Consider the following 9,097-nt stretch of genomic DNA (forward strand, 5'->3'; position numbering starts at 1 on the left):
GCGCCTCATGCGGAAGATTTGTGGGTTTCTGTGGCGACGGCGCGGCCCTTGTCGTCGAGGTGGACCACCAGGACCTCGCCGGTGAGCATGGCGGCATCCTTGACCCCCGCCCCGGCACGCATGTCGGGCAGTACGGGACGGTGGCCGCAGACCGCGACCACCTCATTCTTGCGGGCCGTCTCGCGGCACAGTTCGGCGACGAAGTCCTGCACCTCCCGGCTCTTGCCCTCGGCCTCCTCCTCGCTGAGCAGGCTGACTCCGGCGATCGGCATCGCGCTGGCCCGGGCCTTGGGGATGAGGGTCTGCATGCAGCGGGTGGAGGTGGAGCTGACCAGGCGGGTGGTGCCGTAGGCCGTCAGCAGTCCCACCATCCGGCGGGACTGGCGGCGGCCGCGGGAGGACAGCGGACGGTGCCAGTCGTCACCATTCCAGTGCTTGCGCAACATCGCCTTGCCGTGGCGCACCACCAGCAGGGTGCTGGTGGCCGGCAGCTCCAGGGCATTGCGCAGGACCTGCTTCTCGTCCTCGTAGCTGAGTTTCGACAGGGCCTTGTCGATGGGCATCCAGACCGCCTTCTCCACTTCGCGGTCAGGACGGCGACGACGTTCGGCGTCCACTACGCCGACCCACCAGCGCACCACCTTGGTCTTCTTGCCCACCTGGTAGCGCGTCCGGCCGGCGGGCATCCCCAGGTGGATGCGCACCCCGGTCTCCTCATGGACCTCGCGCACGGCAGTGGCGGGCAGGTCCTCGTCGGTCTTCGGCTTGCCCTTGGGCAGGGACCAGTCCTTGTAGGTGGCACGGCGTACCACCAGGACCTCGCGACGGTCCTCGCCACCGCGCAGCACCACGGCTCCTGCCGCGGTGATCCTGCCCTTGCTCCCCATCGCGTCCCACTCCTCAGCCGTGCCTGCTCCCGGTCCCCTGGGTCAGTGCCGCCGTCGGGAGGCCTCCAGGATGTAGTGCTCCTGCAGGTCCACCAGGGGCTGGCCGTGCTCGTCGGTGGTGTGCGGCTCCCAGGTGCGGTCCACCAGCTGCCAGCTGACGGTGCCGTCGTCGAAGCAGGCGTCGAACATCTGCTCCACCTGTTCGATGTGGCGCGGATTGGTCAGGCTCACGATCACCTCGACGCGACGGTCCAGGTTGCGGTGCATCAGGTCGGACGACCCGATGCCCACCGAGGCATTGCCGCCGTTGGCGAACCAGAAGACGCGCGAGTGCTCCAGGAAGCGGCCCAGTACCGAGCGGACGCGGATGTTCTCGCTCAGGCCCGGCACCCCGGGGCGGATGGTGCAGATGCCGCGCACCCACAGGTCCACCGGAACGCCCGCCTGGCTGGCCCGGTACAGGGCATCGCTGATCTTCTCGTCGACCAGGGAGTTGACCTTGATCCGGATGCCGGCCGGAAGCCCCTTGCGGGCATTCTCGATCTCGGTGTCGATGCGCTCCAGCAGACCCTTGCGGATGCTGTGCGGGGCGACCAGCAGGCGCCGGTAGTTGGTCTCCTGCGTCATGCCCGAGAGGTGGTTGAACATGCGCGCCACGTCGTCGGTGATGATCGGGTTGGACGTGAGCAGGCCCATGTCCTCATACATCCGCGCCGTCTTCGGGTTGTAGTTGCCGGTGCCGATGTGCGCATAGCGACGCAGGCCGTCGACATCGTCGCGCACCACGAGGCACAGCTTGCAGTGGGTCTTGAGGCCCACCATGCCGTAGACGACGTGCACGCCGTACTTCTCCAGCTTGCGCGCCCAGGCGATGTTGTTCTGCTCGTCGAAGCGGGCCTTGATCTCCACCACCGCGAGCACCTGCTTGCCGGCCAGGGCGGCCTCGATCAGGGCGTCGACGATGGGGGAGTCACCGCTGGTGCGGTAGAGCGTCTGCTTGATGGCCAGCACCTTCGGGTCCGCGGCGGCCTGCTCGACGAAGCGCTGCACGCTGGTGGCGAAGGAATCGTAGGGGTGGTGCAGCAGCACCTCGCGCTTCTTCAGCGCCGCGAACATGTCGGCGGGCTTGGCGGTCTCCACCTCGGCCAGGTCGGGGTGGGTGATGGGCAGGAAGTTGGGGTACTTCAGGTCATCACGGTCGACGCCGGCCAGGCTGAACAGCCCGGTCAGGTCGAGCGGCGCGGGGAGCTTGAAGACCTCCTTGGGCTTGACGTCCAGCTCGCTCATCAGGAGCTCGAGCATGGGTTCGTCGATGTCGTCCTGCACCTCCAGGCGCACCGGCGGACGACCCACCTTGCGGCGCAGCAGCTCCTTCTCCAGCGCGAAGAGCAGGTTCTCCGCGTCGTCCTCCTCCACCTCGAGGTCTTCGTTGCGGGTGACGCGGAAGGTGGTGTGCTCCAGCACCTGCATGCCGCTGAAGAGCTGGTCCAGGTGACGTCCGATGATCTCCTCGAGCGGCAGGAAACGCCCGCCGCCCAGGGTGACGAAGCGGTCCAGGATCGTGGGCACCTTGACCCGGGCGAACTGCTTGGCACCGGTGAGGGGGTTCTTCAGCAGCACCGCCAGGTTGATGCTCAGCCCGCTGATGTAGGGGAAGGGGTGGCTGGGGTCCACCGCGAGGGGGGTCAGCACCGGGAAGATGCGTTCGCTGAACAGCGTGCGCATCTCGTCCTTCTCGGCGGCGGTCAACTCCTCCCAGGTGAGGATGACGATGCCGTTGTCGGCCAGGGCCGGGCGCACGTCCTCGGCAAAGACGCGGGCCTGCTCGGCCACCAGCTCGTGGGTGCGCTCCAGGATGTCGTCGTGCAGGTCGCGCGGCATCTGCCCGGTGACGGTGCGCACGGCCACGCCGGCATCGATGCGGCGCTTGAGGCCGGCCACGCGCACCATGAAGAACTCGTCCAGGTTCGACGAGAAGATGGCCAGGAACTTGGCCCGCTCCAGCAGGGGGATGCGCAGGCTGTCCCGGGCAAGGTCGAGCACCCGGTTGTTGAAGGCCAGCCAGCTCATCTCACGATCGAGGTAGCGGTCGGACGGCAGGTCCGGCAGGGGCTCGCGCTGGGCAGCGTCGGCGTCGTTCATGGGGTTCACGGGTCTCCTCAGGAGGCGTAGCTGGCGTCACGGGTGACGACGACAAACCTAGCGGATTCGTACATCTTCACCACCCGGTGTTCCGATGCCTCGACGTAGAGCCGGACCCGTTCCACGCCCCGCTCCACAAGGTGTTCCAGGCCGGCATTGAGCAGGGCACGCCCGATGCCGCGGCCCGAGGCCCCGGGGCTGACCCCGATCACGTAGACCTCGCCCAGCAACTCATCGGGATGCTCGGTGTCGCCGTGCTCGATCTTGGTCCAGTGGAAGCCGAGCATGGCGCCGGTCTCCTCGTCGGCCGCCACGATGATGCCCTGGGGGTCGAACCAGTCCTCGTCGGCACGCAAGCGGAAGTCGGCCAGTGTCATCTGCCCCTGTTCGGGGTGGTGGGCGAAGGCCTCGGCGTTGACCTCCACCAGCGCGGAGGCATCGGCCTCGCTGAAGGGGCGAAGCACCACTCCCTGCGGGGCGTCGGTGGGCTCCAGCGGGCGCTCGGCGAGATTGCGTTCCATCACCAGCAGCTCGCGCACCTTGCGCGCGCCCAGGCTCTCGGCCATGGCGCGGGCGGCGGGCAGGTCGCCGAAGGCCCACCAGACCGGCTGCTTCTCCACCTTGGCCACCTCGGCGGCAAGGCAGGTTGCCACCCCGCGGCGCCGGAGCTCGGGGTGCACCACCATCTGCACCTGGTGGTTCGGCCGGTCGCACTGCGCGTAGCCGGACAGCACCCCGCCGCAGTGGGCCAGCCAGTGCACTGCGTGGCCCCGTCCGTCCAGGGCAAAACCGGCGGCCTCGTTGAGGGGGCGGACCCGATCCTCGGTGGTGGCCCGCTCGACCAGATCCAGGACGGCCTCGCGCTGGGCGGGCGTCAATGCCCCGGTACGGCTGATGTGTGTGTTCACATCCTCCACGCTAGCGGCCCTGCAGCAGCTGTCCACCACCGTGTGCAGCCCCGTGGTCCGCCTGGCCCTCGGCCTGGTCCACACCCGCGTGCTGTCGCGCTGGTCGTGTCGGGCACCGATAGTCTGCTGTGCATGAGCCACCAGGCAGAGCAGGTGCCACTGGCCGGCGGCGTGCGAGCCCAGCCGGCCATCGCGGCGCGCGCCCGTCGCCTGTTGCTGCAGCTGCAGCTGGCCGTGGTCGTCTCCGTGCTGGGCCTGGGAGCCAACGTGATGGCCTCGCGGACCCTGCTGCGCTTCGAGGGCAGTGCCCGCCTGTGGCCGATGCTCGCCAACCTGGCCGCCATCCTGGTGCTGCTGGTCTGCCTGCTCCAGCTCTTCGTGTGGAGTCAGGCACAAAAGGAATGGACCGGGCGCAAGGACGTGTCCCTGGCGGTTCTGCTGGCGCCCTCCGCGGCGGGCCGGTGGCTCGGCGTGCTGTGTGGGCTGGGCGGCCCGCTGGCGGCCTCGCGCATCATCGAACAGACCTCCCGCCAGGAACAGGCCCACTGGTGGGCCCTGTCCGGGGCCCTGTGCACGATCGTGGCCACCGCCTTCGGGGCCATCCAGTCCTTCGACCCTGCCGGGCCCCGCGGGGTGCTCCCGAGCCGCATCGCGGGGGGACGGCAGGCGCCCGGCCGGGATGGCCACCAGGACGAGACCGTGGTGTTGGGCACCCGTAGGGATGGTGTGGTGCTGGGCACCCGACCGGATGGTGTGGTGCTGGGCACCCGACCGGATGATCGGGACGGCGCCACCCCGCCCGAACCGGGTCGCTGAGCATGCGGATCGCCCACCTGCACCGCGCCGGGGCACCTCCGCTGCCGGCCAGCTTCGGGCTGTTGGACCACGAGGTCGTCGCGATCGCGGACCCGACCGTGGAACTTCCCGCCGGGTGCGTGCTGGTGCTGGTCGATGCCCGCGCCGACCTGGCCGGCGCCAAGGAGGCGTGCACCCAGCTCCAGCTGCTGCAGGAGCCGGCGCCGGTTCTGCTGCTGGTCGACGACGACGCCCTGGGTCTGCTGGGGCCCTCCTGGGGCGCGGACGACTTCGTGCTGGCCGAGGCCCGGCCCCAGGAGCTCGAGGCGCGGATCCGGATGGCGCTGCGCGAGGGTGAGCCATCCCACCTCGTGCGCAGCGGCCCGGTGTCCATCGACGAGCAGGCCTACACCGCCACGCTGGGCGGGCAGGCCCTCGACCTGACCTACACCGAGTTCGAGCTGCTGAAGTACCTTGCCCTGCACCCCGGCCGGGTGATGACCCGCGAGCACCTGCTCAGCGAGGTCTGGGGCTACGACTACTACGGAGGCACCCGCACCGTCGATGTCCACATCCGGCGCCTGCGGGCCAAGCTGGGACCCGAGTACGACGCCCACATCGTCACCGTGCGCAATGTGGGCTATCGCTTCCTCGCCACCCGGTGAACGGACGAACCGGCGTCAGCGCGCGCCGAAGAGCTCCTCGGAGTCGAGCAGGATCGTCACCGGACCGTCGTTGACCAGGCCCACCTGCATGTCGGCCCCGAAGCGTCCGGTCTCCACGTGGGCCCCCAGCTCGCGCAGGCAGGCGACGAAGTGCTCCACCAGCGGCTCGCTGACCGGACCGGGGGCAGCGGCGCTCCACGACGGGCGACGGCCCTTGCGGCAGTTGGCGTAGAGCGTGAACTGGCTCACCACCAGCAGCGGCGCCTGCTCGTCGGAGGCGGAGCGTTCACCGTCCAGGATGCGCAGGCCCCACAACTTCTCGGCCATCCGGCGCATTACCTCCTGGTCGTCCTCGTGGGTGATGCCGACCAGGAGCACCAGGCCGGGGGAGGGCAGGCTGCCCACCACCTCCCCGGCGACGCTGACCTGTGCCTCCAGGGCTTTCTGCACGACGACTCGCATACCTCCCAGACTAGGGGTGCGCAGCCGGGGGGTGCGCAGCGGGAAGAAAGCGTCGGTGGTGCTCGTTAGACTCCAGTGGTGGCCCAAACCAATGTGATCATCCTCGTGGCCGCCTGCGCCCTGGTGGTGCTGGCGTGCCTGGCAGTCCTGGCCACCCTCTTGCTGCCCGAGGGATGGCGACCACGACGAACGAAGCGAGACAGCTGATGGCCTTCCAGATCCCCTCCGACCTCAACCCGGCATTGATGCCGCTGGCCTGGATGATCGGTCGCTGGCGCGGCAATGGCCACGGCACCTGGCCCGGCCACGGCGAGTTCACCTACGGCATGCAGATCGACTTCGAGACCAATGGCGGTCCCTACCTGCACTACGTCTGCCAGACCTACAAGGTGGACGACGCTGGCCAGCCCGTCGAGCCGATCAGCATGGAGACCGGCTTCTGGCGTCCCCAGGAGGACAAGAAGCTCGAGGTCGTGATGACCGCCCCCGAAGGCTGGAGCGAGGTGTGGACGGGCACCATCGACGGCGCCCGCATCGACCTGGTCACCGATGCCGTGATGCGCACCGAGAGCGCCGAGGTGGAGTACACCGGCGGCTCGCGCCTCTACGGCCAGGTGGAGGGCGACCTGCTGTGGACCTTCGACCGCGCCACCACCAACCACAAGCTGCAGCCCTACCTGTGGGCGCGCCTGCAGCGCGTCGCCTGAGACCGGCATGAACGCCATCCTGGTTGACTCCGGCATCGACGAGGGACTCGTCTGGCACCACGGCGACCCGATGCGCGAGCAGCGCACCATGGCGGCTGGTGGTGGACAGCTGCACCTGTCCAACCGTCCCGTCCTGCAGGTCAGCGGACCGGACCGGCTGCCCTGGCTGCATTCGCTGACCAGCCAGCACCTGGAGGGGCTGGCCGAGGGCGAGTCGGCCACTGCCCTGGTGCTGGACCCCAATGGCCGCATCGAGCACGTGCTGCACGGGGTCGAGCTTGACGGCAGCTTCTGGGCCTGGACCGAACCCGGCCGCGGCGAGGAACTGGCCGGCTGGCTCGACCGGATGCGCTTCATGATGCGCGTCGAGGTCAGCCTGCGCGAGGACCTCGAACTGGTCTGGACCGGACGTACCGCAATCGAGGGCACCCCTGAAGCGGCAGTGGCCGTGCGCTCCAGCGACATCGCCGAGGGCCGTGAGTTCTTCGTCCCGCGCGGCACCGACCTGGGCGCGGACCCGGTGGGCGTCTGGGCACACGAGGCGCTGCGGATCGAGGCGGGGGTGCCGCGCATCGGCATCGACACCGACCACAAGACCATCCCCAATGAGCTCGGCCTGCTGGGCACGCACCTCGAGAAGGGTTGTTATCGCGGCCAGGAGACCGTCGCGCGGGTGCACACCCTGGGCCGTCCGCCGCGCCGCCTGGTACAGCTCCACCTGGACGGTTCCATGGAGTCGCTCCCGGCCCAGGGGCAGCCAATCGTGCACGGCGAGCGGGAGGTCGGCTTCGTTGGCGGCTCCCAACGCCACCACGAACTGGGCCCGATCGCCCTGGGCCTGGTCAAGCGGAATGTGCCCGTCGAGGCCAGCCTGCTCATCGGCGACATCAGCGCCGGCCAGGAGGCCTTGGTGGACCCCGAGGTGGGACTGCACGTTCGTCCCAGGCTCTGATCGCCAGGAGGCAGACGATGACCACCGGCCAACCCTCGCCCGTCCTGGTCCACGTGGTGCGCCAGGACTTCCTGGAGTGCGTCCACCGCGGCCGGGTGGTGCTCACCGATCCCGACGGGAGCATCGCCCTGGCCCTGGGCGATGCCGAGGCACTGCTCTATCCGCGTTCGGCCAACAAGCCGATGCAGGCGCTGGCCATGGTGCGCAGCGGACTCGACCTCGACGGCGAGCTGCTGGCCCTGGCCGGGGCCTCGCACTCGGGGGAGTCCTTCCATCTGGACGGTGCCCGCAGGATCCTCGCCGAGGTGGGGCTGGGCGAGGACGACCTTCAGTGCACGCCCGACTTCCCGCTCGACGAGCAGGCGCGTACCGAGTGGATCCTGGCCGGGCACGGCAAGGAGCCGCTCGCGATGAACTGCTCGGGCAAGCACGCCGCGATGCTGCGGACCTGCCTGCGGGCTGGCTGGCCGACCCAGGGCTACCGGGAACAGGACCATCCGCTGCAGCTGGCCGTGGCGGCCACGATCACCGAGCTGGCCGGGCAGGCCGGTCATCACACCGTGGACGGCTGCGGCGCTCCGTTGTTCGCGATGCCCCTGCGCGGGCTGGCACACGCCTTCGGCCAGCTCGCCGATGCCGAGGACGGGGAGGCGAAGCTGGTGGCGGACGCCTACCGCACGCATTCCGAATGGGTCTCCGGCACGCGCCGCGAGGAGGTGGTGCTGCACCGGGCCGTGCCCGGGCTGGTCTGCAAGATCGGCGCCGAGGGCTGCCTGGCGATCGGCTTGGCCGATGGTCGCGGCATCGCCATCAAGACCGACGACGGCAATGCGCGCGGACTGTTCACCATCGCCCACGCACTGCTGACCCGGCTGGGGATGGGCGGCCCGCAGCTCGATGCCCTCGCCCAGGCGCCCGTGCTGGGTCACGGGGAGCCCGTCGGCGCCATCCGTGCAGTCCCGAACCTGTTCGATTGACCGTCCTGGATGCCACGATGCCCGGCCCCGGAACTTCCGGGCCGGGCATCGTCGTCATCGTGAAGCTGGTCAGGGGGTGACGATGACCTTGTCACCCACGCGCACCTGGCTGTAGAGCCACTTGGCGTCACTGAGCTTGTTCATGTTGACGCAGCCGTGGCTGCCCGGGCCGGAATGGCCGATCCGGGCGAACTCGGCGGAGTAGTGCACGGCCTCGCCGCCGTCGAAGAACATCGTGTAGGGCATGTTCACGTGGTACAGCGTCGAGTACCAGTTGGGGTGCTTCAGGTAGACCTTGAAGGAGCCATTGCGGGTCACGTGGCCCGGGCGGCCGGTGCGCACGTCATAGCTCTTCTGGATCTTGCCGTTGATCACCCAGTACATGCGGCGGTCGCCCTTGTCGATGCACAGGGCGCGGCCGGTCAGGCAGCGGCGGTCGAGCTTGGCGGCGATGCCGGTGGCGGGCTTGCGGTTCCTGTAGCGGCTCAGGATCAGGTTGTTGGTGCGGCTGTCGACCACGCCGGTGACCGGGAGCTTGTTGTCCTTCTGGAACTTCTTGACCGCGGCGGTGGTCTGGGGTCCGTAGACGCCGATGATGGCAC

Annotated in this window: 11 protein-coding genes; 6 read left to right on the plus strand and 5 right to left on the minus strand. The window is 69.3% G+C overall.

What is annotated here, in order from left to right; genetic code table 11:
• Positions 1–5 precede the first annotated feature (5 nt).
• From ACYVKA_RS14735 to mshD, 3 genes are read right to left on the minus strand one after another with little or no spacing between them, the layout of a single operon-like run.
• Positions 6–887, minus strand: a complete 882-nt coding sequence (locus ACYVKA_RS14735) for an NUDIX hydrolase (RefSeq protein ID WP_394275772.1) — start codon at positions 885–887, stop codon at positions 6–8.
• A gap of 42 nt (positions 888–929) precedes the next feature.
• A complete protein-coding gene (locus ACYVKA_RS14740; RefSeq protein WP_460706579.1) occupies positions 930–3,029 on the minus strand; it encodes an RNA degradosome polyphosphate kinase in 2,100 nt (699 codons plus the stop codon).
• 17 nt (positions 3,030–3,046) lie between these two features.
• A complete protein-coding gene (gene mshD / locus ACYVKA_RS14745) occupies positions 3,047–3,937 on the minus strand; it encodes a mycothiol synthase (protein ID WP_460706557.1) in 891 nt (296 codons plus the stop codon).
• Positions 3,938–4,069: 132 nt separating this feature from the next.
• On the opposite strand from mshD, the gene ACYVKA_RS14750 reads away from it, so the two are divergent.
• Positions 4,070–4,753 carry a hypothetical protein gene (locus ACYVKA_RS14750; RefSeq protein ID WP_460706559.1) on the plus strand — a complete coding sequence of 228 codons (684 nt, stop codon included), beginning with the start codon at positions 4,070–4,072 and terminating at the stop codon, positions 4,751–4,753.
• Between the two features lie 2 nt (positions 4,754–4,755).
• The gene (locus tag ACYVKA_RS14755; protein ID WP_394275775.1) at positions 4,756–5,397 is read left to right on the plus strand and encodes a winged helix-turn-helix domain-containing protein; all 642 of its coding nucleotides are present in this window, start codon (positions 4,756–4,758) and stop codon (positions 5,395–5,397) included.
• A gap of 15 nt (positions 5,398–5,412) precedes the next feature.
• On the opposite strand, the gene dtd is transcribed toward ACYVKA_RS14755, so the two are convergent.
• The gene (dtd, locus tag ACYVKA_RS14760) at positions 5,413–5,859 is read right to left on the minus strand and encodes a D-aminoacyl-tRNA deacylase (RefSeq protein ID WP_460706561.1); all 447 of its coding nucleotides are present in this window, start codon (positions 5,857–5,859) and stop codon (positions 5,413–5,415) included.
• A gap of 78 nt (positions 5,860–5,937) precedes the next feature.
• Between dtd and ACYVKA_RS14765 the strand changes: the two genes are divergently transcribed.
• The 4 genes from ACYVKA_RS14765 to ACYVKA_RS14780 are packed head-to-tail and all read left to right on the plus strand — an operon-like array spanning position 5,938 to position 8,495.
• Positions 5,938–6,066 (plus strand): hypothetical protein, encoded by a 129-nt coding sequence (locus ACYVKA_RS14765; RefSeq protein ID WP_460706563.1) that lies wholly within the window; start codon positions 5,938–5,940, stop codon positions 6,064–6,066.
• The gene (locus tag ACYVKA_RS14770; RefSeq protein ID WP_460706565.1) at positions 6,066–6,566 is read left to right on the plus strand and encodes a heme-binding beta-barrel domain-containing protein; all 501 of its coding nucleotides are present in this window, start codon (positions 6,066–6,068) and stop codon (positions 6,564–6,566) included. The genes ACYVKA_RS14765 and ACYVKA_RS14770 overlap by 1 nt, the downstream gene beginning before the upstream one ends.
• Positions 6,567–6,573: 7 nt before the next feature.
• The gene (gene ygfZ, locus ACYVKA_RS14775) at positions 6,574–7,518 is read left to right on the plus strand and encodes a CAF17-like 4Fe-4S cluster assembly/insertion protein YgfZ (RefSeq protein ID WP_460706567.1); all 945 of its coding nucleotides are present in this window, start codon (positions 6,574–6,576) and stop codon (positions 7,516–7,518) included.
• A 17-nt stretch (positions 7,519–7,535) separates the two neighbouring features.
• On the plus strand, positions 7,536–8,495 hold the full coding sequence (locus tag ACYVKA_RS14780) for an asparaginase (RefSeq protein ID WP_460706569.1): 960 nt from the start codon (positions 7,536–7,538) through the stop codon (positions 8,493–8,495).
• Between the two features lie 69 nt (positions 8,496–8,564).
• Here the strand turns inward: ACYVKA_RS14780 and ACYVKA_RS14785 are convergent.
• Positions 8,565–9,097: L,D-transpeptidase family protein (locus ACYVKA_RS14785; RefSeq protein ID WP_460706571.1), on the minus strand; the 533-nt coding region annotated here is incomplete at its 5' end.

Source organism: Luteococcus sediminum (assembly GCF_054783495.1).

What these genes read in the sequence shown, in the direction of transcription:
- ACYVKA_RS14735 (WP_394275772.1), bottom strand. Translation starts at nt 887, where the DNA reads ATGGGGAGCAAGGGCAGGATCACCGCGGCAGGAGCCGTGGTGCTGCGC.
- ACYVKA_RS14740 (WP_460706579.1), bottom strand. Translation starts at nt 3,029, where the DNA reads ATGAACGACGCCGACGCTGCCCAGCGCGAGCCCCTGCCGGACCTGCCG.
- ACYVKA_RS14750 (WP_460706559.1), top strand. Translation starts at nt 4,070, where the DNA reads ATGAGCCACCAGGCAGAGCAGGTGCCACTGGCCGGCGGCGTGCGAGCC.
- ACYVKA_RS14755 (WP_394275775.1), top strand. Translation starts at nt 4,756, where the DNA reads ATGCGGATCGCCCACCTGCACCGCGCCGGGGCACCTCCGCTGCCGGCC.
- dtd (WP_460706561.1), bottom strand. Translation starts at nt 5,859, where the DNA reads ATGCGAGTCGTCGTGCAGAAAGCCCTGGAGGCACAGGTCAGCGTCGCC.
- ACYVKA_RS14770 (WP_460706565.1), top strand. Translation starts at nt 6,066, where the DNA reads ATGGCCTTCCAGATCCCCTCCGACCTCAACCCGGCATTGATGCCGCTG.
- ygfZ (WP_460706567.1), top strand. Translation starts at nt 6,574, where the DNA reads ATGAACGCCATCCTGGTTGACTCCGGCATCGACGAGGGACTCGTCTGG.
- ACYVKA_RS14780 (WP_460706569.1), top strand. Translation starts at nt 7,536, where the DNA reads ATGACCACCGGCCAACCCTCGCCCGTCCTGGTCCACGTGGTGCGCCAG.